The following is a 22,027-nucleotide window of genomic DNA, read 5'->3' on the forward strand; positions in this document are numbered from 1 at the left end:
AATCCGCTCTTTCCTTTGCCGTTGCAGCGCCCCCATGCACCTGTCCCTGCTCAAGACCAAGATCCACCGCGCCACCGTCACCCATTCCGAGCTGAACTACGAAGGCTCGATCGCCATCGATGACAACCTGCTGGCTGCCACCGGCATCCGCGAGTTCGAGCAGGTGCACATCTGGGACGTGACCAATGGTGCGCGCTTCTCGACCTATGCCATCCGCGCCGAAGCCGGCAGCGGCGTCGTCTCGCTCAACGGTGGCGCTGCGCGCCACGTGCAGGTTGGTGACATCATCATCATTGCCGCGTTCGCCAGCATGACCGAGCAGGAAGCCGACAGCTTCAAGCCGAAGCTGGTGTACGTTGATGGCAAGAACCAGATCACCCACACCAACGACACGATCCCGACCCAGGCCGCATGACAACGAACAACGGATTCGACTCGCTGCATTCCCACGCCCAGCGCCTGAAGGGCGCAAGCATCCCCAGCCTTCTCGCCGCCGAGCCCGGCCGCGTGCAGGACCTGGCGCTGCGGGTCGGTCCGTTGTACGTCAACTTCGCCCGGCAGAAATACGATGCCGCGGCGTTGCAGGCATTGCTGGCTTTGGCCGCCGAACGTGATGTCGGCGGTGCCATCACGCGCCTGTTCCGTGGTGAGCAGGTGAATCTGACCGAAGGTCGCGCCGCACTGCACACCGCACTGCGCGGCGACGTGGTTGATGCGCCGGTTGCCGCCGAGGCCTATGCCACCGCGCGCGAAATCCGCCAGCGCATGGGCGTGCTGGTGCGCGCGCTGGAAGACAGCGGCGTCACCGACGTGGTCAGCGTCGGCATCGGCGGTTCCGATCTCGGTCCGCGCCTGGTCGCCGATGCGCTGCGCCCGGTCAGCGGTGCGCGCCTGCGTGTGCATTTCGTGTCGAATGTGGACGGCGCCGCCATGCAGCGCACGCTGGCTGCGCTGGATCCGGCCAGGACCGCTGGCATCCTGATCTCCAAGACCTTCGGCACCCAGGAAACCCTTCTCAACGGCCAGATCCTGCACGACTGGCTGGGTGGCAGCGAGCGCCTGTACGCGGTCAGCGCCAATCCGGAACGTGCGGCCAAGGCGTTCGCCATTGCCGCCGATCGCGTGCTGCCGATGTGGGACTGGGTGGGGGGCCGTTATTCGCTGTGGTCGGCGGTTGGTTTCCCGATCGCGCTGGCCATTGGTTTCGAGCGTTTCGAGCAGCTGCTGGAAGGTGCTGCGCAGATGGATGCGCATGCACTGGATGCGCCGCTGGAGCGCAATCTGCCGGTGCTGCACGGCCTGACCGACATCTGGAACCGCAACCTGCTGGGTCATGCCACGCATGCGGTGATGACCTACGACCAGCGCCTGGCGCTGTTGCCGGCCTACCTGCAGCAGCTGGTGATGGAAAGCCTGGGCAAGCGCGTGCAGCGTGACGGCCAGCCGGTCACCACCGATACCGTGCCGGTGTGGTGGGGCGGGGCAGGTACCGACGTGCAGCACAGTTTCTTCCAGGCGCTGCACCAGGGCACCAGCATCGTTCCGGCCGATTTCATCGGCTGCGTGCACAACGATGATCCGTACACGATCAATCACCAGGCGCTGCTGGCCAACCTGCTGGCGCAGACCGAAGCGCTGGCCAATGGCCAGAGCAGCGATGATCCGCACCGCGATTATCCGGGGGGGCGCCCGAGTACGCTGATCCTGCTCGACGCGCTGACCCCGCAGGCGCTGGGCGCGTTGATCGCCATGTACGAACACGCGGTGTACGTGCAGTCGGTGATCTGGAACATCAATGCCTTCGACCAGTTCGGTGTTGAACTGGGCAAGCAGCTGGCCAGTGGCCTGTTGCCGGCGCTGCAGGGCGAGGACGTGGCGGTTGCCGATCCGATGACCCGCGAGATCCTGGCGCAGTTGAAGCGCTGATGCCCTGGTAGTGCCGGCCGCTGGCCGGCATTCCGGCGATGCGCCCGCCGTTCATGGGGTTGCCGGCCAGCGGCCGGCACTACCGGTGGACGGCGTGGCGTCTCACCGGCTCGGGTCGCGTTCCGGGCTCGGCCGCTTGGCCAGCTTGCGCTGCAGCGAACGCCGGTGCATGCCGAGCAGGCGTGCGGCCGCCGAGACATTGCCGCCGGTTTCGTGCATCGCCTGCTGGATGTGTTCCCACTGCAGGCGGCTGATCGGCGTCATCGCGTCGGGCACTTCCATTTCGCCATCGTCGGCCGGGCCGTCATCCTCCTCGCCCAGGGCGCGCAGGATCATCGGGACCGTGGCCGGCTTTGGCAGATAGTCGTCGGCCCCGAGCTTGATCGCTTCCACCGCGGTGGCGATGCTGGCGTAGCCGGTGACCAGCAGGATCCGCATGTCCGCGCGCAGGGCACGTAACGGCTGGATCAGCGCCAGGCCGGAGTCGCTGCCCAGCTTCAGGTCGATCAGGGCGAACGCCGGCGGGTGCTGGCGGGCCAATGCCAGCGCGCTGGCCGCATCCTGCGCGGTCTGCGTTTCAAGCCCCTTGCGGGCCAGGCTGCGCTGCAGGGTGCGCAGATACAGTTCGTCGTCGTCGACCAGCAGGCCGAGGGTTGAGGCGCTCATGGGGTTTCCTCGCGTGGGGCCAGCGGCAGGCGGAAGCCGACGCGGCTGCCGGCCCCCTGGGCCGGGCGCATCCACATCTCGCCGTCGAGGCGTTCGATCGTGGCATGGGACAGGGCCAGGCCGACGCCCATGCCTTCACTCTTGCTGCTGCCGAACAGCTTGCCCGGCAGTACCGCGGCGCGGGCATTGAAGCCGTGGCCGTAGTCGCGGACTTCGCCGATCAGGTCGTCGCCTTCGATGCGCAGGTCCAGGTCCACGCGCGGCCGGCCGGCCTGTTCGCCGGCATCGGCGGCATTGTTGAGCAGGACCATCAGCAGGTGGCCCACGCCCGGATCAAGCGGCAGCCGCAGCGGTGCATCGTCGTTGCGGTGCAGATCGATGGTCGGACGCACCAGGCGCCACTGCTCGAGCACCTGCTGGGCGCTGGAATGGCTGCGTCCGGGCGCATCGGCCGAGGCAGGTGCAGCCAGCGCCAGCACGCGCTCGCGGCACTGCACCAGCAGCTCGCGCAGCGTTTCCATGTCCTCGCGTACTTCCGGTTCTTCACTGCGCTCGGCCACGTCGTCGGCGAGCAGGGTCATGGTCGCCAGCGGTGTGTTCAGTTCATGCGCCACCGAAGCGGCATGGGTGGCCAGGGCGACGATGCCTTCGTTGCGGGCGAAGCGTTCGCGCAGTGCCGACAGCTCCAGTTCGCGCTGGCGCAGCGCCAGCGCCAGCCGGGTGGAGAAGGCCAACACCACTGCGGCAGAAATCAGGAAGTTGGCGACCACGCCCCAGCGGTTGAGGTCCTGTGCGCGGAAGTAGCCGTCCGGCAGGGGCTGGCCGAAGATGCCGCTGCTGGCGTAGCCGAGCAGGCAGGCCAGTGCCACCGCCAGCGCCCAGCGCAGGGGCAGGGCGAATGCGGCCAGTGCGATCAGGATCAGGAACAGCGAACTGAACGGATTGGCCATGCCGCCACTCCAGCCCACCATCCAGGTCAGGATGATCACGTCCACCAGGATGTGGCCGAACGCGGTCAGCGGCGCGGTGTCGGCTGCTTCCGGACGCAGCTGGGTGTAGATGTTGAACAGGGCCAGCACCGCCACGCCGGCCCACAGTGGAAGCTGCGGCAACGGCAGCCCCAACACCCAGGTGGCGACCAGGATGGTGGCGGCCTGGCCGCCTACGGCAAGCCAGCGCAGGCTGCACAGGGTACGGAGAAACGGGGCGTCGGGACCGGTCATGCACGCTCATCGTATGCGTTCACGCGTGCACGTGCCTGCGACAATCGGCCGCAGCCGTGCCGCCGGCTGAATGCGAGTCACCCCGAATGCTGGGCCGGGCGGTAGAATGCGCCCATGCACGACGCCGTCACCCGCCCGACTCCGCCCTCCGATGCCACTGCCTGGCCGCGCCGCCAGACCCATGCCGTCCAGATCGGCGGGGTCACCGTGGGTGGAGGCAAGCCGGTGGTGGTGCAGTCGATGACCAATACCGACACCTCCGACGTCGCCTCCAGCGTGAAGCAGGTGGCTGAGCTGTGGCGTGCCGGTTCGGAGATGGTGCGATTGACCGTCAACACCGTTGAGGCCGCCGCCGCCATTCCGCGCATCGTCGACAAGCTGGCGATGATGGGCATCGACGTGCCGCTGATCGGTGATTTCCACTACAACGGCCATCAGCTGCTGACCGCCGAACCCGCGTGTGCCGAAGCACTGGCCAAGTACCGCATCAACCCGGGCAACGTCGGCTTCGGCAAGAAGAAGGACCTGCAGTTCGCCCAACTGATCGAGTTCGCGATCCGCTACAACAAGCCGGTGCGCATCGGCGCCAACTGGGGCTCGCTGGACCAGGCCCTGGCGGCGAAGCTGATGGACGAGAACAACCTGCGCGAACAGCCCTGGGACGCCGGCCGCGTGCTGCGCGAGGCGCTGATCCGCTCGGCGCTGGATTCGGCCGAGCAGGCGGTGGAACTGGGCCTGCCGCGCGATCGCATCGTGCTGTCGGCCAAGGTCAGTGGCGTGCAGGAGCTGATCGCGGTGTACCGCGACCTGGCGCAGCGCTCCGACTTCGCCCTGCACCTGGGCCTGACCGAAGCGGGTATCGGCAGCAAGGGCATCGTGGCATCGTCCGCGGCGCTGAGCGTGCTGCTGCAGGAAGGCATCGGTGACACCATCCGCATCTCGCTGACCCCGGAACCGGGCCAGTCGCGCACGCAGGAAGTGATCGTCGCCCAGGAACTGCTGCAGACCACGGGCCAGCGTGCCTTCACGCCGCTGGTCACGGCCTGCCCGGGTTGCGGCCGCACCACCTCCGAGTTCTTCCAGGAGCTGGCCAAGGTGGTGCAGAACCACGTGCGCGAGAAGATGCCGCTGTGGAAGATCCACCACCCGGGTGCGGAAAACATGACCCTGGCGGTGATGGGCTGCATCGTCAACGGGCCGGGCGAGTCGCGTCATGCCAACATCGGCATCTCGCTGCCGGGCACGGGTGAAACGCCTGCGGCGCCGGTATTCGTCGATGGCGAGAAGAAGGTGACCCTGCGTGGCGACAACATCGCCCAGGAGTTCGTCGCCCTGATCGACGATTACGTCGAACACACGTATGTCCGAAGCGCCGGATAAGCCTGCGATCCTCGCTGCACCGGAGTCCGCCTCCGGTTTCCGCCACTGGATGGCGCGCAACGCCTGGCGCCTGGTCCTGCTGTTCGGTGGCGTGCTGCTGCCGCTGGCGGGCTTTGTTGCCCTGGCCGACGAAGTGCACGAATTTGAATCGTTCCATTTCGACGCACCCCTGCTGTGGCAGATGCATGGCCTGCATTCGCCGTGGCTAGACCGCTTCTTCGTGCTCATTTCGAAACTGGGCTATGAGTGGTTCCTGATCCCGGCAGACGTGCTGATCATCGGCGCGTTGCTGGGCTACCGGCGCTGGCGTGAGGCGACCTTCGTCGCGGTCAGCTTCGTGGGGTCGGCGCTGCTGAACATGGGCAGCAAGCAGTTCTTCCAGCGCCAGCGCCCCAGCCTGTGGGAATCGATCGCGCCGGAATCGACATTCAGTTTCCCCAGTGGGCATGCGATGGGTTCGATGACCCTGGCGGTCACCCTGGTGCTGCTGGCCTGGAACACCCGCTGGCGCTGGCCGGTACTGATGCTGGCGCCCGCGTTCAGCCTGTTGGTCAGCGTGTCGCGGGTCTACCTGGGGGTGCACTACCCCTCCGACATCCTGGCCGGATGGTGTGCGGCGCTGGTTTGGGTGGTAGGGTGCTATCTGGTCATGTTCAGTCGCCGGCACCCATGGCGACGTCACGGCTCGCCGCCAGCGAAGGCCAGCGAAGCATCATCACAGGGGGATTGACGTGGATGGCCCTTCCGGGACGTCTACGTGATAGATCAGTTGTTTCGTTGCAGCAGGTTCTGCAAGACAGGGGGCAAGCACAACGCGCGGTACTGTGATGCGCAAGGCAGATTGCCGGGGTCGCATTCCGAACGCGCTTGCAGGGGTATCGGCACCCTGCCTAGCTTGACCTGCAATGGCCGCATTCGAAGAGGTACGTGAATGACGATTCGAGTCTACCTGGTGGATGACCACGCGCTGGTCCGCACCGGTATGAAGATGATTCTGTCGGGGGAAACCGACATCGAGGTGGTGGGCGAAGCCGAGACCGGCGAGGACGCGCTGCGCGAGGTCCGCCAGCTGTTGCCGGACGTGGTGCTGTGCGATCTGCATCTGCCGGGCGTGAGCGGCATGGAAGTGACCGAGCGCATCGTCCGCAGCCACCGCAATACCCGCGTGGTGATCGTGTCGGTACTGGAAGACGGCCCGCTGCCCAAGCGCCTGCTCGAAGCCGGCGCGGCCGGCTACATCGGCAAGGGCTGCGATGCGCAGGAACTGCTGCGTGCGGTGCGTGATGTGGCGGCCGGTCGGCGCTACCTGGGCACCAGCATCGCGCAGAATCTGGCGCTGTCGACGGTGGAGGGCAATGGTTCGCCGTTCGACAGCCTGTCGCCGCGCGAGCTGGAGGTGGCGCTGCTGCTGACCCAGGGCCTGCGCCAGGAAGACATCGCGCGGCGCCTGAGCCTGAGTGCGAAGACGGTGAACACGCACAAGGCGCGGCTGTTCGAGAAGATGGGGATCCACGACAACATCGCGTTGGCGCGGATGGCCAGCCAGTACGGGCTGGTGGATCCGGCACGGCCGCTGTAAGGGGTTCGGCCAACGGCGAAGCCCCTCGCGATGCGCGGCAGGATTCGTGGGGTTGGCCCTGCGGAGGGATTGCGCAGGGGACGCCGTGAATCCATCCCTGGAGGCTCGGGCGCGCCATCCATGGCGCTTACGCCCCTGCGCAATCCCTCCGCAGGGCCACGGACAGGTTCCGTGCGCCGCTACCGCGGAATGAAGAAGGAAGAGCAGGAGCGGGTCGCGCGCTTTGCGCGCTCGTTGCCCGGGGGCGGATCACTTTCCCGGTGGGAAAGGCTCTGACCCCTGATGATGCCGGAGCCGAGCATGGGCTCGGCTCTACACCTTTGTCGGGCTCAGTGGCCGCGCACGCGCTGGATGATCCTGGCGGCGTCTGCGGCGCTGGCGCGCACCTTGTCCCATTCGCCGTTGGCGATCCAGTTGCCCGGCACCATCCACGAACCGCCGATGCAGACCACGTTCTTCTGCTCGAGGTATTCGGCGGCGGTGTTTTCGGTGATGCCGCCGGTCGGGCACAGCTTCAGGTCCGCCACCGGCCCGGCCAGTCCCTTGATCATCGCCAGCCCGCCCACGGCCGTGGCCGGGAACAGCTTGCACACGCGGAAGCCGCGGGCGTAGAGCGACAGCAGCTCGGTCGGCGTCGCCGCACCCGGCACCACCGGCAGCGGTGCGGCGGCCAGTGCGTCGGCCAGTACCGGCGGCGTACCCGGGGTCACCAGGAAGTCCGCGCCCGCATCGATCGACTGCTGCATCTGCTCCACGGTCAGCACCGTACCAGCACCCACCACCACATCCGGCAGCTCACGCTTGAGCATCGCCAGCGCTTCCATCGCCACCGGCGTACGCAGCGTCAGCTCGATGGCCGGCAGTCCGCCTTCCAGCAGCGCCGCACTGACCGCACGCGCCTGGTCCAGCGTATGAATCGTCACCACCGGCAGGATGCCCGCCGCATGCAACAGCTCCGCCGCCTTCACCTGATGTTGTTCGATACCCATGCTTTTGCCCTTGCCTTTGCTCTTCTTGATTCAGTGGCCGCAGCGCAAATGACGCGCCGGGAATTGTCCAAGGGCAGTAGAGCGCCCTGGCCGGGACCGTGAGCGGCATGGATGCCGCGATCGAGCCCTCATGGATGGGTTTACGGCGTGTCCCGGCCAGGGCGCTCTACTGCCCAAGCCGGGAAGCCTGCCGCGGCTTTTCGCTTCAGGCGTCCTTCGCCTCGTGCGGCGCCGCCGCCGCCGCGGCATCGTGCCCCAGCTCGTATTCCGCGTCGTACTCCCACGGCCCGCCATCGGCCGCCGCCGGCCCGCACGAAATCGAAATCGCGCCCTGGTCGGCCGGACCCACCACGCGACGGTTGATCGCGAGCAGATTGCGGCCCAGGTCATGCGCGGCCGGTGCGGTGTTCGGTGCCAGCGGACGTGCGGCCCATTCCGCCGCATCGACCAGCACTTCCAGCGTGCCGGCTTCGCCATCCAGGCGGATCATGTCGCCCTCGCGGACCTTGGCAAGCGGGCCACCGCGCGCCGCTTCCGGCGTCACGTGGATCGCCGCTGGGATCTTGCCCGAGGCACCGGACAGGCGCCCGTCGGTGACCAGCGCCACGCGCCGGCCCTGGTTCTGCAGCAGGCCCAGCAGCGGCGCCAGCGAATGCAGTTCCGGCATGCCGTTCGCACGCGGGCCCTGGTAACGCACCACCGCCACGAAATGCTCGGGCAGCAGGCCACCGGCGTGCAGCTTGTTCAACACCTGCGGTGCATCGACCACCACCGCCGGTGCTTCGATCGTGCGGTACTGCGGCTTCACCGCCGACAGCTTGATCAGCGACTTGCCGAGGTTGCCGCGCAGCAGGCGCAGGCCACCCTGGTGCTCGAACGGGTTGTCGACGCCGCGCACCACTTCGTCATCGGCGCTGCGTTCCAGGCCCGGCAGATAGACCAGCTGGCCATCGCGCAGCTGCGGTTCGCGTGCGTAGTCGGCCATGCCGCCGCGCGCCACGCTGACCAGATCGCCGTGCATCAGGCCGGCCTTGATCAGCTCGCCGAACACGAACGCCGGGCCACCGGCAGCCGCGAAGCGGTTCACGTCGGCCTCGCCGTTCGGATAGACGCGGGCCAGCAGCGGGATCAGCTGTGATAGTTCGTCGAAGTCGTCCCAGGTCAGCACGATGCCGGCCGCACGCGCCACCGCGATCCAGTGGATGGTGTGGTTGGTGGAACCGCCGGTGGCCATCAGCGCGATGACTGCGTTGATGATCGCGCGCTCGTCGATGATCCGGCCCAGCGGACGGAAGTCGTCAGCGAGCGCGGTGATGTCCAGTGCACGTTCGGTCGCTTCGCGGGTCAGCGCGTCGCGCAGCGGCGTGCCCGGATTGACGAACGACGCGCCCGGCAGCTGCACGCCCATTGCTTCCAGCAGCACCTGGTTGGAGTTGGCCGTGCCGTAGAAGGTGCAGGTGCCGGCGCCGTGGTACGACGCGGACTCGGCTTCCAGCAGTTCTTCGCGGGTGGCTTCGCCGGCGGCGTAGCGCTCGCGCACTTCGGCTTTCTGCTTGTTGGGGATGCCCGGGGTCATCGGGCCGGCCGGTACGAACACCGCCGGCAGATGGCCGAACGCCAGCGCACCGATCAGCAGGCCGGGCACGATCTTGTCGCAGACGCCGAGGTAGACGGTGGTATCGAACATGTCATGGCTGAGGCCGATCGCCGTGGCCTGGGCAATGACATCGCGCGAGAACAGCGACAGCTCCATGCCGCCGCGGCCCTGGGTGACGCCGTCGCACATCGCCGGAACGGCGCCGGCCACCTGTGCAGTGGCGCCCAGCTCGCGGGCGATCTCGCGGATCTGCTCGGGATAGGTCTCGAACGGCTGGTGCGCCGACAGCATGTCGTTGTAGGCGGTGATGATGCCCAGGTTGGGCGTCACGCCGCCGCGCAGGCGGCTCTTGTCGGTGCCGCCGCAGGCGGCGAACCCGTGCGCGAGGTTGCCGCAGCTCAGGCGGCTGCGGAACGGGCCCTCGCGCAGGGAGGCGTCGATCGCGGCCAGATAGGCGGCACGCGAGGCGGCGCTGCGGCGGATGACGCGCTCAGTGATGGCTTGCAGTTGCGGATGGAGGCTCATTGGCTACCGGCGTTCGTGGTGGCGAGAGGCAAGCGGCGGCATGCGCCACCGCCAACATCAATCAGCCCAGTGGACGCGCAGGCGCGCGCCGTCCAGGTTGATCGCATTGAGGATCGGGTACTGCTGGGCGTCATTGCTGTCCAGCGCCTGGCGCAGTACCTGCAGCTTCTGCTTGCCGCGCAGCAGCAGCAGGCGCTGGCGGCACTGGCGCAGGCCATGCGGGGTCAGCGTGATGCGCAGCGGCCACTGGTTCGCACCCGGGCAGCCGGTGGCATCCAGCGCGGCATAGGGCAGGGTGCTTTCCAGTGCGCGGGCCAGGTCCTTCGAGCCCGGGAACAGCGAGGCCGTGTGGCCGTCGTTGCCCATGCCAAGTGCCACCAGGCTCGGCGGCTGGCTGTGCTGGGCCTGCAGGTTGGCGGTATAGACGCATTCCGGCAGCGGCTTGCCGATGCGTACCAGCGGATCGAAGTGGGCGCCTTCGGCGCGCTTGAGCAGGTGCTCGCGCACCAGCCAGGCATTGCTGTCGCGATCCTGCGGCGACAGCCAGCGCTCGTCGGCCAGGCTCACCTCCACGCGGTCCCAGTGCACGTCCAGTTCGGCCAGTGCCTGGTACACCGGCGCCGGCGTGGTGCCGCCTGACAGCAGGATGCGCGCGCGGCCCACTTCATTGATGTCGTGGTTGAGGGTCTGCGCCATCTCGGCGGCCACCGCTTCGATCCAGCCATCGGCATCGCCGTGGTGGATGAACTCGATGCGGTCGTCGTGGAAGGTGGGGCTCATGCGGCAACTCCTGGTGCGTCACGTTCGGCGTCGGCGGCATAGGCGGCGGCGCCCAGCAGCCCGGCGTGGGGGTGCATCACAGCCAGCGACGGTACCCGCGCCATGATCGAAGAGAACCGCCCCTTGTGTTCGAAGCGCTGGCGGAACCCGGAGTGCTGCAGCGAATCGAGCATCTTCGGGGTCAGTCCGCCGGTGAGGAACACGCCGTCCCAGGCGCCCTGGGTCAGTACCAGGTCGCCGGCGATGGCGCCGAACACGGCGCAGAACACATCGACCGTGCGCATCGCTTGCGGATCACCGTGCAGGGCACGGGCGGTCACGTCCACCGGCTGCAGCTGGCCCGGGTCGATGCCGGCCATCTCGCACACGGCGCGATGGATGTTGACCAGGCCGGGGCCGCAGATCAGCCGCTCGTTGGAGACGCGGCCGAACTGCTCGGACAGGATCTCCAGGATGCGGATCTCCTCCGGGGTTCCCGGCGGGAAGCTGACATGGCCGCCTTCGGTTTCCAGCGGGTAGCAGCGCCCATGGCGCAGGATCAGGCCGCCGACACCCAGGCCGGTACCCGGACCGATCACTGCGTAGTTGCGCGGCTGGCCCGGCTTGCCTGGTACCCAGGCAGCGCCGCCGACCTGGACCACGTCATCGGGTTGCAGCAGCGAGATCGCCATCGCCTGCGCGGCGAAGTCATTGATCAGGTGCAGTTCGTTGAAACCCAGCATCGCCGCGGTGCGGCTGCGCGAGATCACCCACGGATGGTTGGTGATGCGGGCTTCATCGCCATCGACACGGCCGGCCACCGCGAACACGCCGCGGCTGGCAGCAGCGCCGATCTGCTCAAGGTGGTGGCGGGCCGCATCGCCAAGCGACGGGAACTCCGCCACGGCGTATTCGCGGATGCTCTCCTTCAGCAATGGCGCGTCCAGCGAGGTGTCGGCCAGGGCGAAGCGGGCGTTGGTGCCACCGATGTCGGCGACCAGCACCGGCTGCGAGCTTGCACTCATGCCGACGCTCCGCTGTCCGGCGCGTCCACGCCCTGCGGCAGGAACTCGCCCGCATTGCTCGGACCCCATTGGCCAGCCGGGTAGGGCTCCAGCGGCAGCTTGGCGTCCTTCCATGCGTCAGCGACGCTGTCGATCCAGGCCCACGCTGCGCGCACTTCGTCATCGCGCACGAACAGGGTGTGGTTGCCGTTGAACGCATCCAGGAACAGGCGTTCGTACGCGATGCGGCGATGCAGGCCGGTCGGCACCGACAGTTCCAGTTCCAGCGGATGCAGTTCCAGTGCCCCCCATTCCGGGCCGGCCAGGCTGCTCATCAGGCCCAGTTCGATGTTCTCCTGCGGCTGCAGCTGGAACACCAGGCGGTTCGGTGCTGCCTGTGCGCGCTGCGGGCGCTCGAACAGCCAGTGGGTGACCGGCTTCAGCGTGACCACCACGCGGGTGGTGCGTTCGGGCAGGCGCTTGCCGGTGACCAGGTGGAACGGCACGCCGCTCCAGCGCCAGTTGTCGATATGCGCGGTGACGCCGGCGAAGGTTTCCACGTCGCTGCCTTCCGGCGGCTGGTAGGCCTGCGCCGGCTGGCCGTTGATGGCGCCGGCGGTGTAACGGCCACGGATGCTGTCACGCGCGGCGTGCTTGGCATCGAGCGGGCGCAGCGCCCGCAGCACCTTGACCTTCTCGTCGCGGATGCGGTCGGCTTCCAGCGACGCCGGCGGCTCCATCGCCACCATGCACAGCAGCTGCAGGATGTGGCTCTGGACCATGTCGCGCAGCGCGCCGGAGCGGGCGTAGTAGGCGTCGCGGCCGTCCACGCCTTCGCTCTCGGCCACCAGGATGTGCACCGATTCGATGTAGTTGCGGTTCCACACCGCTTCCAGCAGCGTGTTGCCGAAGCGCAGGGCGATCAGGTTCTGCACCGCCGCCTTGCCCAGGTAGTGGTCGAGGCGGAATACGCGGTCCTCGTCGATCCACTGGCCGATGGTGCTGATGATTTCCTCGGCACTCTCGCTGTCGCTGCCGATCGGCTTCTCCAGCATCAGGCGTGCCGGCGCGGCGAGGGCGCCGCCCTTGGCCAGGCCTTCGCAGGTGGAGATGTACAGGCCCGGCGGAATGGCCAGGTAGCTGACGCACTTGCGGTGCACCAGGTCGGAGACCGCGGCGGCGACCGAGTCGACGTCGCGCAGGTCCACCGAACGGTAGTCGATGCGGCGCAGCAGGCCGTTGATGTCCTCCTGCGAGGCCATCGGCATGGCCTGCTGCAGGCGCGGCCGCAGGATGTCATGGAAGGCTTCGGTGTCATGCCCGGACAGGGCCAGCGCACGGATGCGGAAGTCCTCCGGCAGCAGGCCGTCGCCAAGCAGGCGAAGCAGCGAAGGGAACAGGTAGCGCTGGGCCAGATCACCTGTGGCACCGAACAGGAAGAGGGTGTCGTGCATCGCTCGAGTTTCAGATCCGGGTGACATCGTTGTCAATCGCTTCATGGCTGGGTTCGGGGGACATCCGCGCAACTGCCTGTCCGAGGTTCGTCGGGGGCGTTCTACCGGGCACCGGAAGACCGTTCCATTCGAAACCACTGCCTCGGCGGAAGCTTCGTTCCACCGCCGACGCAGATCGGTGCGCACCGATCATCGGATAGTGCCACGTGAAAACGTTTACATGGCAGAATGGGCAACTGTATTCGATTGCAGTGCTCGCCGTCATGCGGCAAGCGCGCAATCATCACTGCCATCGGGAGGGCCGAGGCAGTCCCAAAAGACAGCCCGGCTTCGGGCGGACCGGATAGGTGATATGGCAAAAGTGCAGTTGCAGGGTGTGCGCAAGGTCTATGACAACGGCCAGGTCGCGGTGAAGGACGCCACCTTCGAGGTCGCCGACGGCGAGCTGATGGTGCTGGTCGGCCCGTCCGGCTGTGGCAAGTCGACCCTGCTGCGGATGGTGGCTGGCCTGGAGGAGATCAGCGGCGGCACGCTGAGCATCGGCGACCGCGTGGTCAACGACGTGGCACCGAAGGACCGCGACATCGCCATGGTGTTCCAGAGCTACGCGCTGTACCCGCACATGACCGTTGCCGAGAACCTGGCCTTCGGCCTGAAGCTGCGCGGCCATGACAAGGCCACCATCGACAAGCGCATCGCCGAGGCGGCGCAGACGCTGGGCCTGACCGAGATGATGGACAAGCTGCCCAAGGCGATGTCCGGTGGCCAGCGCCAGCGTGTTGCGCTGGGCCGTGCGCTGGTGCGCGAGCCGGCGGTGTTCCTGCTTGACGAGCCGCTGTCCAATCTGGATGCCAAGCTGCGCCACAGCGTGCGTACCGAAATCGCGCAGCTGCACCGCAAGCTGGGCACCACCATGATCTACGTGACGCACGATCAGGTGGAAGCGATGACCCTGGGCCAGCGCATCGTGGTGCTGAAGGACGGCATCATCCAGCAGATCGATACGCCGATGGCGCTGTACGACCGGCCGGCCAACTTGTTCGTGGCCGGCTTCCTCGGCAGCCCGGCGATGAACGTGCTGCGCGGGACGCTGCAGGGCGATGCCAGTGGCGTGACCGTGGTCGACGGCGACTGGCGTGCACCGCTGGGCCAGGCCACGATCGATCCGGCGTGGTTGCAGAAGCCGATCGCGGTGGGTGTGCGACCGGAGCACCTGCAGCCGGCGGCTGCCGATGATGCGCATGCGTTCAGCGCGCGCATCGAAGGCATTGAGCCGGTCGGCAACGAAATCTTCGTCAATCTGAGCAGCGGCCAGCATGCGCTGACCATGCGCGTGGCGCCGCAGACGCTGCCGGCGGTGGGCGAGCAGATCCGCGTGGCGATCCACCCGCAGGGTCTGCATTTCTTCAGCCCGGAAACCGGCGAGCGCCTGTAATTTGTAGTGCCGGCCGCTGGCCGGCAACCTCAATCATGCGTGGTTGCCGGCCAGCGGCCGGCACTACCACTCCTCCGCCGAAGGTGTGCGGACCAACGGTCCGCACCCACCGGGCTGGTCAGTAGGTCCACGCCATGCGTGGATGAGAGCCCTTCAGATTCAGCGCGCCAAGCCATCCAGCAACGGCATGCGCTGCGCCACCGCGCCACCCACCTGCAGATCCGCATCGCTGGCCTCCAGCGGCAGCACCGCCAGTGCCAGGTCGCCGGCCACGCTGGCGATCGTGCCCAGCGCGGCGCCGTCCTGCTGCACGCCATCGCCGGCCTGTGCCGGTGCTGCGGTATGCAGCAGCTGCACCGCACGCTTGGCCTTGCCGAGGAAGTGGGTGCGGGCAACGATTTCCTGGCCCGGGTAGCAGCCCTTCTTCACGCTGTAGCCGTTCAGGCGGTCCAGGCCCAGCTGCTGCGGGGTCCAGACTTCACGCTGGCTTTCTTCCAGGCGCGGCAGGCCGTAGCGCAGGTCGGCCTGGCGCCAGGCCAGGGCGAAAGCGGCCTCATCGGTTTCGCTGCCGGCGGCAAACGCTTCGGCGCCGCCAATGCGCAGGGTGCGCGGCAGGGCGTCGCTGCCCAGGTCCAGCTCCCAGCCGTCACCGGCAGCGTGCGCAATCGCGGCGCCGCTGGCGGCCTCGGGCGCAGTGAAGGCGCCGGCCACCGCCAGATCGCTGCGCACCTGCACCTTCACCTTGCGGCGGAACACGAAGCGCTGCAGTTGCGACGCAATCGCATCGGCATCGCCGTCGGCCAGTACCAGCATCACGTGCTCTTCGGCCAGCCGAAGCAGCTGGAACACTGCCAGGGTGCGGCCCTTGGCACTCAGCCAGGCACTCCACTGCCAGTGCAGCAGGGGCAGCGCGGTGACGTCGCTGCTGAACTGGGCGTGGGCGAAAACGGCCGCATCCGCACCCTGCAGGCTCAGCAGCTGGTGGCCGGGCAGGCGCGGATATCCGACGAAAGCAGGGGGCAGGTTGTCAGGCACGTGAACGAGGTCTAAAATTTGTGCGTTGCGAGACCGAACATGATAGGCCAAACAACCCCCACTCCCGACGACGAATCTGAAGCTCCGCTGGTCCCCGCGGCACCCGTGCCCGTGGAACAGGAAAAAGCAGAGGAATTCGGCGGCCGCGGCGGACTTGATCCGGTGCGGTACGGCGATTGGGAGAAAAACGGACGCTGCATCGATTTCTGATCAGCATTGAGCCAACGCGGCCGTGTGCCGCCCAGCCGAGACAACGAGCCCAGCGAATGGCGACCAGACAACGCCCACTTTCCCCGCACCTTCAGGTGTATCGCTGGCAGATTCAGATGGCCACCTCGATCCTGCATCGAGCCACTGGCGTCTTTCTGTCTGTTGGTGCCCTCATCATCGCCGCCGGCCTGCTGGCCCTGATGATGGGGCCCGAGTCCTGGAACTGCTTCACCGGCCATGCCGGGGCCTGGTATGGCCGCGTGTTCCTGTTCGCGTGGACATGGTCGTTCGCCTACCACCTGTGCAATGGCATCCGCCACATCGTGCAGGACTTCGCCATCGGCTTCCGCATCGCGACGTTCATCCGCAGCAGCTGGATGTCGGTCATCGGCAGCCTGGCGATCACCCTGGCCGTGTGGGCCTATGTGATGTTCGGAGGTGCCGCATGAGCAAGTTCCGTACCCCGCTGAAGAGCGTGCGTGGCCTGGGTTCGGCCAAGACCGGCACCGAGCACTTCGTGCATCAGCGTCTGACCGCTGCCGCGCTGGTGGTGCTGGGCATCTGGTTCCTGGTGTTCGTGCTGGGCCTGCTGGGCTCGGATTACGCGACCGCCACCGCTGCGATCGCCAAGCCGTGGAACGCGGTGCCGCTGATCGGTCTGCTGATCGCCATGTTCTGGCACGCGCAGCTCGGCCTGCAGGTCGTGCTGGAAGACTACATCCACGAATCGCTGCTGGCCCTGGTGCTGCAGACCGCGGTGAAGTTCGTCGCCGTGCTCGGCATGATCGTCAGTGTGTTTGCGGTGGGCCGCATCGCCCTCGGCGTTGCCTGAGCCCAGGCGCCAAGACAGGAATCCAGACTAGATGTCCGCTTACAAGATTACCGAACACAAGTACGACATGGTCGTGGTCGGCGCCGGCGGCGCCGGCCTGCGCGCCACGTTCGGCCTGGCCGCCAAGGGCCTGCAGACCGTGTGCCTGACCAAGGTCTTCCCGACCCGTTCGCACACCGTTGCCGCCCAGGGCGGTATCTCGGCCGCACTCGCCAACATGGGCGAGGACGACTGGCGTTACCACTTCTTCGACACCATCAAGGGTTCGGATTGGCTGGGCGACCAGGACGCCATCGAATACATGTGCCGTGAGGCCATTCCGGCCATCATCGAGCTCGAACACTACGGCGTGCCGTTCTCGCGCACCGCCGAGGGCAAGATCTACCAGCGTCCGTTCGGTGGCATGACCACCAAGTACGGTGAAGGCCCGGCGGCGCAGCGTACCTGCGCGGCGGCTGACCGTACCGGTCACGCGATGCTGCACACGCTGTACCAGCAGTCGCTCAAGCACGATGCGCGCTTCATGATCGAGTACTTCGCACTCGACCTGATCTTCGATGACGAAGGCGCCTGCCGCGGCGTGCTGGCCCTGGACATGTCCGACGGCACCCTGCATCTGTTCCGCGCCCAGGGCGTGGTGCTGGCCACCGGCGGTTACGGCCGTGCCTACTTCAGCGCCACCTCGGCGCATACCTGCACCGGTGACGGTGGCGGCCTGGCGATGCGTGCCGGCCTGGCCATGCAGGACATGGAGTTCGTGCAGTTCCATCCGACCGGCATCTACGGCGCCGGCTGCCTGATCACCGAGGGTGTCCGCGGTGAAGGTGGCATCCTGCGCAACAGCAGTGGCGAGCGCTTCATGGAACGCTACGCACCGCATTACAAGGACCTGGCCTCGCGCGACGTGGTCAGCCGTTCGATGACCATCGAGATCCGCGAAGGCCGCGGCGTCGGCGAGCACAAGGATCACATCCTGCTCGACCTGACCCACCTCGGCCCGGGCGTGATCGACGACAAGCTGCCGGGCATCGCCGAGAGCGCCCGCATCTTCGCTGGCGTCGACGTGCACAAGCAGCCGATTCCGGTCATTCCGACCGTGCACTACAACATGGGCGGCATCCCGACCAACTACCACGGTGAAGTGGTGCAGCGGGTCGGCGACAACGACAATGCCGTGGTGCCGGGCCTGTACGCCATCGGCGAAGCGGCCTGCGTGTCCGTGCATGGCGCCAACCGCCTGGGCTCGAACTCGCTGCTGGACCTGGTAGTGTTCGGTCGCGCGGTGGCCAACCGCTGCGCCGAGACCATCAAGCCGGGCGCGGCGCACAAGCCGCTGCCGGCCGATGCCTGCGACAAGGCGCTGGGGCTGCTGGACAAGCTGCGCCACGCCAACGGCGATACCCCGACCTCGGTCATCCGTGATCGCATGCAGCGCACCATGCAGGCCGACGCCGCCGTCTTCCGCACCAGCCAGACGCTGAAGGAAGGCTGCGAGAAGATGGACAAGATTTTCGACTCGTTCCAGGACGTGAAGGTCTCCGACCGTTCGCTGGTCTGGAACTCGGACCTGATCGAGACCTACGAGCTGAACAACCTGCTGCTCAACGCGGTGGCGACGATCAACTCGGCCGAACAGCGCAAGGAAAGCCGCGGCGCGCATGCGCACGAGGATTTCCCGGACCGCGACGACGTCAACTGGCAGAAGCACACCCTGGTCAGCGTCGACGAGAAGGGCAAGTGCAGCTTCGACTACCGTCCGGTGCACATGTACACGTTGACCGACGACGTGTCCGTGGTGCCGCCGAAGCCGCGCGTGTACTGATCCGACCCCGCCTACCATGCAATCCGCGCCCAAGGGCGCGGGCCGCCTGAGCCAACGAGAGCAGCCATGGCCGAGTTTTCACTCCCCAAGAATTCCAAGATCACGAAGGGCAAGCACTTCCCCGTCAAGAACGGCGGCAAGAACGTGCGCACCTTCAAGATCTACCGCTGGAGTCCGGACGACGACAGCAACCCGCGCACCGATACCTATGAGGTCGATCTGGACGCCTGTGGCCCGATGGTCCTGGACGCCCTGATCAAGATCAAGAACGAGATCGACCCGACCCTGACCTTCCGCCGCTCCTGCCGCGAAGGTATCTGTGGTTCGTGCGCGATGAACATCGATGGCACCAATACCCTGGCCTGCACCCGAGCCATCTCGGACTGCGGCAAGAAGGAAGTGCCGATCTACCCGCTGCCGCACATGAACGTGGTGAAGGATCTGGTTCCGGACCTGACCCACTTCTACGCGCAGTACGCGTCGATCAAGCCGTGGATCCGCACCCAGACCCCGGCGCCGCCGGACCGTGAGCGCCTGCAGTCGCCGGAAGACCGCAAGAAGCTCGACGGCCTGTACGAGTGCATCCTGTGCGCCTGCTGCTCGACCAGCTGCCCGAGCTACTGGTGGAACGGCGAGCGTTACCTGGGCCCGGCGATCCTGCTGCAGGCCTATCGCTGGATCATCGACTCGCGCGATGAGGACACCGGTGCGCGCCTGGACGATCTGGAAGATCCGTTCAAGCTGTACCGCTGCCACACCATCATGAACTGCGCCCGGACCTGCCCGAAGGGCCTGAACCCGGCGCTGGCGATCGCCGAGATCAAGAAGCTGATGATGGAACGCCGCGCCTGATACGGTCCGGCTGTACCCGGTAGAGCCACGCCATGCGTGGCTGCACCTCCCAGCAGAGCCACGCCATGCGTGGCTTTGCTGCATCTGGAGAAACACGATGGAAGAAGACGTTCTGCTGAAGAAGCTGCGCTGGCGCTGCCGCCGCGGCATGCGCGAGCTGGACCAGCTGTTCGGCCGTTACCTCGACCACGAATGGAGCACTGCGCCGACCGAAGAGCGCGAGGTTTTCCTGTTCCTGCTCGACTGCGAGGACGATAAATTGTGGCGCTGGTTCATGGGCTACGAGGCCTGCCCGCATGCGCACGCAGTCCCCCTCATGCAGAAGATCCTCGCCCTCAAGCCTTGAGTGGCGGCCCTCACGGCTGCAGGCCGCCGCCCAGCTGGCGGTGCTGCTGGCCGCGCCCTGGCTGCTGCGCGCATCGGACCTGCCGCCGCGCCTGCTGATGCCCGCGGTGCTGCTGGCCTGGGCCATCGGCGTGACCGAACTGGCCTGGCGCCAACGCAGGCCACGCGTGCAGGTGCGTCTGCCGGCGCCACCCGAGTCGCTGCAGGTGGCGGGGAAGGAGGTGGAGGCGCCGCAGCTGGTGGTGCGTGGCCCATGGCTGTTGTTGGTCTGGCGTGAGGATCGTCGCCGTCGGCGCCTGCTGTTCTGGCCGGATGTGCTCGATTCCGGGCAGCGACGTGAACTGCGACTGGCCGTCGCCGCACGCGGCGTTTCCCGTCGGCCCCGGTCGATGGCACCATAAGCTGAATTGACCGGCGTGCCTGCATGTTCAAACCCATCCCCGTGGCCATTGGCCTGCGCTACCTGCGCGCCAAGCGCCGCAACGGCTTCATCTCCTTCATCTCGATGGCATCGATCCTGGGCATCGCGCTCGGCGTGACGGTGCTGATCACCACCCTGGCGGTGATGAGCGGTTTCCAGAAGGAAATCCGCAGCCGCCTGCTGCAGATGACCGCGCACACCACCATCAGCCGCGACGGCGAGCCGATGCCGGACTGGATGCGCGTGGTCGACGTGGCCAGCAAGGACCCGCGCGTGGCCGGTGCCGCGCCGTACATCGAGATCCAGTCGATGATCAGCGGCCCGCGCGTGCAGGGCGCGATCATCCAGGGCATCGATCCGGCGCTTGAGCCGAAGGTGTCGGTGATCGACAAGAAGGTCACCAAGGGCAGCTACGACAGCCTCACGCCGGGCAGCTTCAACCTGTTGCTGGGCAAGGAACTGGCGATCTGGCTGGGCGTGGACGTCGGCGACCAGGTGCTGGTGACCTTTGCAGAAGTGCAGGGCACGCCTGCCGGCGCGGTGCCGCGGATGAAACGCTTCACCGTCAGCGGCATCTTCGAGGCCGGTTACAACGAAGTCGACCGTGGCGTGGGCTTCGCCAACATGCAGGACCTGGAGCGCGTGCTGCGGTCCGATGGCGCTACCGGCGTGCGGCTGAAACTGCACGACATGGATCGCTCGCTGGAAGTGGGCGTGGACCTGGCGCAGAACCTCGGTGGTGCGTACCGGGTGAGTGACTGGACCCAGCAGAACGCCAACCTCTACCACTCGCTGCGCATGGAGAAGGTGGTGATGGGCATCCTGCTGTCGCTGATCATCGCCATGGGCGCCTTCAACCTGGTCTCCTCGCAGGTGATGCTGGTGACCGACAAGCAGGCCGACATCGCCATCCTGCGCACCCTCGGCCTGACTCCAGGCGGCGTGATGCAGGTGTTCATGGTGCAGGGTTCGCTGATCGGCATCTTCGGCACGCTGGCTGGCCTGATCGGTGGCATCACCCTCACACTCAACCTGGAGCGCATCCTCGGCGCCATCGAGAGCGTGTTCAACGTCAAGCTGATGCCGGAGGATGTCTACTACATCACCGGCCTGCCGACCGACATGCAGACCGGCGACGTGGTAGCGATCACCGTGGTCGCACTGCTGATGAGCTTCCTGGCCACCCTGTACCCCGCCTGGCGGGCAGCACGCACCCAGCCGGCGGAGGCCCTGCGCTATGAATAAGGTCTTCAACCGCGGCGATGAAGTGATCCGCGCCGAAGCACTGGGCAAGACCTACGCTGAAGGGCGCATGCAGACCCCGGTGTTCGATGGCCTGGACCTGACCGTGACCGCCGGTGAGACGGTGGCAATCATCGGTGCCTCCGGCGCCGGCAAGAGTACGCTGCTGCACCTGCTGGGTGGGTTGGACATTCCGACCGCCGGCGAGGTCTACGTGACTGGCCAGCGCATGTCGGCGCTGTCGGACACCGCGCGTGGCCTGCTGCGCAACCAGGCGCTGGGGTTCGTCTATCAGTTCCATCATCTGCTGCCGGAGTTCACCGCGCTGGAAAACGTGATGATGCCGGTGCTGCTTGCCGGTACCGCCGTGGCCGAGGCGAGCAGTCGGGCCACCACGCTGCTGGAAGCGGTCGGCCTGGGCCATCGCCTGGATCACAAGCCGGGTGAACTGTCCGGTGGTGAGCGCCAGCGTGCCGCGGTGGCCCGTGCGCTGGTCAATCACCCAGCCTGCGTGCTGGGTGACGAGCCGACCGGCAACCTGGATGACCGCACCGCCGGCACCGTGTTCGAGCTGATGCTGGAGCTCAACCGCGCACGTCACACCAGCCTGGTGCTGGTCACCCATGATCGCAGCCTGGCGCGCCGCCTGGACCGGGTGCTGGAGCTGCGCGAAGGGCGCCTGCACGCACTGGCCCACGCCGACGTCTGAGGCGCCCGGCCCGCTTTGGTAG

At 67.1% G+C, this 22,027-nt stretch carries 23 protein-coding genes; 15 read left to right on the plus strand and 8 right to left on the minus strand.

The window, feature by feature from the left end; all coding sequences use genetic code 11:
• Positions 1-34 precede the first annotated feature (34 nt).
• Positions 35-415, plus strand: a complete 381-nt coding sequence (gene panD, locus AC5P57_RS04980) for an aspartate 1-decarboxylase (protein WP_005409061.1) — start codon at positions 35-37, stop codon at positions 413-415.
• Positions 412-1,926: a glucose-6-phosphate isomerase gene (gene pgi / locus AC5P57_RS04985; RefSeq protein ID WP_495219495.1), complete on the plus strand. Its 1,515-nt coding sequence runs from the start codon at positions 412-414 to the stop codon at positions 1,924-1,926. Before panD ends, pgi begins: the two co-directional genes overlap by 4 nt.
• A 102-nt stretch (positions 1,927-2,028) precedes the next feature.
• Here the strand turns inward: pgi and AC5P57_RS04990 are convergent, their stop codons facing one another.
• Complete coding sequence (locus AC5P57_RS04990) at positions 2,029-2,592, minus strand: response regulator transcription factor (protein WP_005409063.1); 564 nt, start codon at positions 2,590-2,592, stop codon at positions 2,029-2,031.
• A complete protein-coding gene (locus AC5P57_RS04995; protein ID WP_099554250.1) occupies positions 2,589-3,815 on the minus strand; it encodes an ATP-binding protein in 1,227 nt (408 codons plus the stop codon). The genes AC5P57_RS04990 and AC5P57_RS04995 overlap by 4 nt, the downstream gene beginning before the upstream one ends.
• A gap of 114 nt (positions 3,816-3,929) precedes the next feature.
• On the opposite strand from AC5P57_RS04995, the gene ispG reads away from it, so the two are divergent.
• From ispG to AC5P57_RS05010, 3 genes are all read left to right on the plus strand, one after another.
• On the plus strand, positions 3,930-5,195 hold the full coding sequence (ispG, locus tag AC5P57_RS05000) for a flavodoxin-dependent (E)-4-hydroxy-3-methylbut-2-enyl-diphosphate synthase (RefSeq protein WP_099554248.1): 1,266 nt from the start codon (positions 3,930-3,932) through the stop codon (positions 5,193-5,195).
• Positions 5,176-5,925 (plus strand): phosphatase PAP2 family protein, encoded by a 750-nt coding sequence (locus tag AC5P57_RS05005; protein ID WP_099554246.1) that lies wholly within the window; start codon positions 5,176-5,178, stop codon positions 5,923-5,925. Before ispG ends, AC5P57_RS05005 begins: the two co-directional genes overlap by 20 nt.
• Before the next feature lie 201 nt (positions 5,926-6,126).
• Entirely contained in the window at positions 6,127-6,774 is a 648-nt protein-coding gene (locus AC5P57_RS05010) for a response regulator (RefSeq protein ID WP_006432784.1), read from the plus strand.
• Between the two features lie 329 nt (positions 6,775-7,103).
• On the opposite strand, the gene eda is transcribed toward AC5P57_RS05010, so the two are convergent.
• The 5 genes from eda to zwf form a co-directional block, all read right to left on the minus strand.
• A complete protein-coding gene (gene eda / locus AC5P57_RS05015; RefSeq protein ID WP_099554242.1) occupies positions 7,104-7,763 on the minus strand; it encodes a bifunctional 4-hydroxy-2-oxoglutarate aldolase/2-dehydro-3-deoxy-phosphogluconate aldolase in 660 nt (219 codons plus the stop codon).
• 205 nt (positions 7,764-7,968) lie between these two features.
• Positions 7,969-9,885, minus strand: a complete 1,917-nt coding sequence (gene edd / locus AC5P57_RS05020; RefSeq protein WP_495219496.1) for a phosphogluconate dehydratase — start codon at positions 9,883-9,885, stop codon at positions 7,969-7,971.
• Positions 9,886-9,942: 57 nt separating this feature from the next.
• Complete coding sequence (gene pgl, locus AC5P57_RS05025) at positions 9,943-10,665, minus strand: 6-phosphogluconolactonase (RefSeq protein ID WP_099554238.1); 723 nt, start codon at positions 10,663-10,665, stop codon at positions 9,943-9,945.
• The gene (glk, locus tag AC5P57_RS05030; protein ID WP_099554236.1) at positions 10,662-11,669 is read right to left on the minus strand and encodes a glucokinase; all 1,008 of its coding nucleotides are present in this window, start codon (positions 11,667-11,669) and stop codon (positions 10,662-10,664) included. Before glk ends, pgl begins: the two co-directional genes overlap by 4 nt.
• Positions 11,666-13,102, minus strand: a complete 1,437-nt coding sequence (zwf, locus tag AC5P57_RS05035; RefSeq protein ID WP_315974206.1) for a glucose-6-phosphate dehydrogenase — start codon at positions 13,100-13,102, stop codon at positions 11,666-11,668. Before zwf ends, glk begins: the two co-directional genes overlap by 4 nt.
• 352 nt (positions 13,103-13,454) lie before the next feature.
• Between zwf and AC5P57_RS05040 the strand changes: the two genes are divergently transcribed.
• Positions 13,455-14,537, plus strand: coding sequence for an ABC transporter ATP-binding protein (locus AC5P57_RS05040; protein WP_099554232.1), 1,083 nt, complete (start codon positions 13,455-13,457; stop codon positions 14,535-14,537).
• Between the two features lie 159 nt (positions 14,538-14,696).
• On the opposite strand, the gene ygfZ is transcribed toward AC5P57_RS05040, so the two are convergent.
• Positions 14,697-15,572 carry a CAF17-like 4Fe-4S cluster assembly/insertion protein YgfZ gene (ygfZ, locus tag AC5P57_RS05045; protein WP_495219497.1) on the minus strand — a complete coding sequence of 292 codons (876 nt, stop codon included), beginning with the start codon at positions 15,570-15,572 and terminating at the stop codon, positions 14,697-14,699.
• A gap of 39 nt (positions 15,573-15,611) precedes the next feature.
• Here ygfZ and AC5P57_RS05050 point away from each other — a divergent pair, with 39 nt between their 5' ends.
• The 9 genes from AC5P57_RS05050 (at position 15,612) to lolD (ending at position 22,005) form a co-directional block, all read left to right on the plus strand.
• A complete protein-coding gene (locus AC5P57_RS05050) occupies positions 15,612-15,782 on the plus strand; it encodes a DUF1674 domain-containing protein (protein WP_005409075.1) in 171 nt (56 codons plus the stop codon).
• 56 nt (positions 15,783-15,838) lie between these two features.
• Positions 15,839-16,231 carry a succinate dehydrogenase, cytochrome b556 subunit gene (gene sdhC, locus AC5P57_RS05055; protein WP_099554228.1) on the plus strand — a complete coding sequence of 131 codons (393 nt, stop codon included), beginning with the start codon at positions 15,839-15,841 and terminating at the stop codon, positions 16,229-16,231.
• Complete coding sequence (gene sdhD / locus AC5P57_RS05060) at positions 16,228-16,614, plus strand: succinate dehydrogenase, hydrophobic membrane anchor protein (protein ID WP_099554226.1); 387 nt, start codon at positions 16,228-16,230, stop codon at positions 16,612-16,614. Before sdhC ends, sdhD begins: the two co-directional genes overlap by 4 nt.
• A gap of 31 nt (positions 16,615-16,645) precedes the next feature.
• Positions 16,646-18,436: a succinate dehydrogenase flavoprotein subunit gene (sdhA, locus tag AC5P57_RS05065; RefSeq protein WP_099554224.1), complete on the plus strand. Its 1,791-nt coding sequence runs from the start codon at positions 16,646-16,648 to the stop codon at positions 18,434-18,436.
• Between the two features lie 66 nt (positions 18,437-18,502).
• The gene (locus AC5P57_RS05070) at positions 18,503-19,288 is read left to right on the plus strand and encodes a succinate dehydrogenase iron-sulfur subunit (protein ID WP_005409079.1); all 786 of its coding nucleotides are present in this window, start codon (positions 18,503-18,505) and stop codon (positions 19,286-19,288) included.
• A 97-nt stretch (positions 19,289-19,385) separates the two neighbouring features.
• A complete protein-coding gene (locus AC5P57_RS05075) occupies positions 19,386-19,634 on the plus strand; it encodes an FAD assembly factor SdhE (protein WP_049406791.1) in 249 nt (82 codons plus the stop codon).
• Positions 19,585-20,034, plus strand: coding sequence for a hypothetical protein (locus AC5P57_RS05080; RefSeq protein WP_099554222.1), 450 nt, complete (start codon positions 19,585-19,587; stop codon positions 20,032-20,034). Before AC5P57_RS05075 ends, AC5P57_RS05080 begins: the two co-directional genes overlap by 50 nt.
• A 23-nt stretch (positions 20,035-20,057) precedes the next feature.
• Positions 20,058-21,299: a lipoprotein-releasing ABC transporter permease subunit gene (locus AC5P57_RS05085; protein ID WP_099554219.1), complete on the plus strand. Its 1,242-nt coding sequence runs from the start codon at positions 20,058-20,060 to the stop codon at positions 21,297-21,299.
• The gene (lolD, locus tag AC5P57_RS05090; protein ID WP_014036806.1) at positions 21,292-22,005 is read left to right on the plus strand and encodes a lipoprotein-releasing ABC transporter ATP-binding protein LolD; all 714 of its coding nucleotides are present in this window, start codon (positions 21,292-21,294) and stop codon (positions 22,003-22,005) included. Before AC5P57_RS05085 ends, lolD begins: the two co-directional genes overlap by 8 nt.
• Positions 22,006-22,027 lie beyond the last annotated feature (22 nt).

The organism is Stenotrophomonas sp. YJH_SMC_79 (assembly GCF_059367995.1).

Bases quoted from the DNA above. Each gene is read 5' to 3' on its own strand.
- panD (WP_005409061.1), top strand. From the start codon at position 35: ATGCACCTGTCCCTGCTCAAGACCAAGATCCACCGCGCCACCGTCACC.
- pgi (WP_495219495.1), top strand. From the start codon at position 412: ATGACAACGAACAACGGATTCGACTCGCTGCATTCCCACGCCCAGCGC.
- AC5P57_RS04990 (WP_005409063.1), bottom strand. From the start codon at position 2,592: ATGAGCGCCTCAACCCTCGGCCTGCTGGTCGACGACGACGAACTGTAT.
- AC5P57_RS04995 (WP_099554250.1), bottom strand. From the start codon at position 3,815: ATGACCGGTCCCGACGCCCCGTTTCTCCGTACCCTGTGCAGCCTGCGC.
- ispG (WP_099554248.1), top strand. From the start codon at position 3,930: ATGCACGACGCCGTCACCCGCCCGACTCCGCCCTCCGATGCCACTGCC.
- AC5P57_RS05005 (WP_099554246.1), top strand. From the start codon at position 5,176: ATGTCCGAAGCGCCGGATAAGCCTGCGATCCTCGCTGCACCGGAGTCC.
- AC5P57_RS05010 (WP_006432784.1), top strand. From the start codon at position 6,127: ATGACGATTCGAGTCTACCTGGTGGATGACCACGCGCTGGTCCGCACC.
- eda (WP_099554242.1), bottom strand. From the start codon at position 7,763: ATGGGTATCGAACAACATCAGGTGAAGGCGGCGGAGCTGTTGCATGCG.
- edd (WP_495219496.1), bottom strand. From the start codon at position 9,885: ATGAGCCTCCATCCGCAACTGCAAGCCATCACTGAGCGCGTCATCCGC.
- pgl (WP_099554238.1), bottom strand. From the start codon at position 10,665: ATGAGCCCCACCTTCCACGACGACCGCATCGAGTTCATCCACCACGGC.
- glk (WP_099554236.1), bottom strand. From the start codon at position 11,669: ATGAGTGCAAGCTCGCAGCCGGTGCTGGTCGCCGACATCGGTGGCACC.
- zwf (WP_315974206.1), bottom strand. From the start codon at position 13,102: ATGCACGACACCCTCTTCCTGTTCGGTGCCACAGGTGATCTGGCCCAG.
- AC5P57_RS05040 (WP_099554232.1), top strand. From the start codon at position 13,455: ATGGCAAAAGTGCAGTTGCAGGGTGTGCGCAAGGTCTATGACAACGGC.
- AC5P57_RS05050 (WP_005409075.1), top strand. From the start codon at position 15,612: ATGATAGGCCAAACAACCCCCACTCCCGACGACGAATCTGAAGCTCCG.
- sdhC (WP_099554228.1), top strand. From the start codon at position 15,839: ATGGCGACCAGACAACGCCCACTTTCCCCGCACCTTCAGGTGTATCGC.
- sdhD (WP_099554226.1), top strand. From the start codon at position 16,228: ATGAGCAAGTTCCGTACCCCGCTGAAGAGCGTGCGTGGCCTGGGTTCG.
- sdhA (WP_099554224.1), top strand. From the start codon at position 16,646: ATGTCCGCTTACAAGATTACCGAACACAAGTACGACATGGTCGTGGTC.
- AC5P57_RS05070 (WP_005409079.1), top strand. From the start codon at position 18,503: ATGGCCGAGTTTTCACTCCCCAAGAATTCCAAGATCACGAAGGGCAAG.
- AC5P57_RS05075 (WP_049406791.1), top strand. From the start codon at position 19,386: ATGGAAGAAGACGTTCTGCTGAAGAAGCTGCGCTGGCGCTGCCGCCGC.
- AC5P57_RS05080 (WP_099554222.1), top strand. From the start codon at position 19,585: ATGCGCACGCAGTCCCCCTCATGCAGAAGATCCTCGCCCTCAAGCCTT.
- AC5P57_RS05085 (WP_099554219.1), top strand. From the start codon at position 20,058: ATGTTCAAACCCATCCCCGTGGCCATTGGCCTGCGCTACCTGCGCGCC.
- lolD (WP_014036806.1), top strand. From the start codon at position 21,292: ATGAATAAGGTCTTCAACCGCGGCGATGAAGTGATCCGCGCCGAAGCA.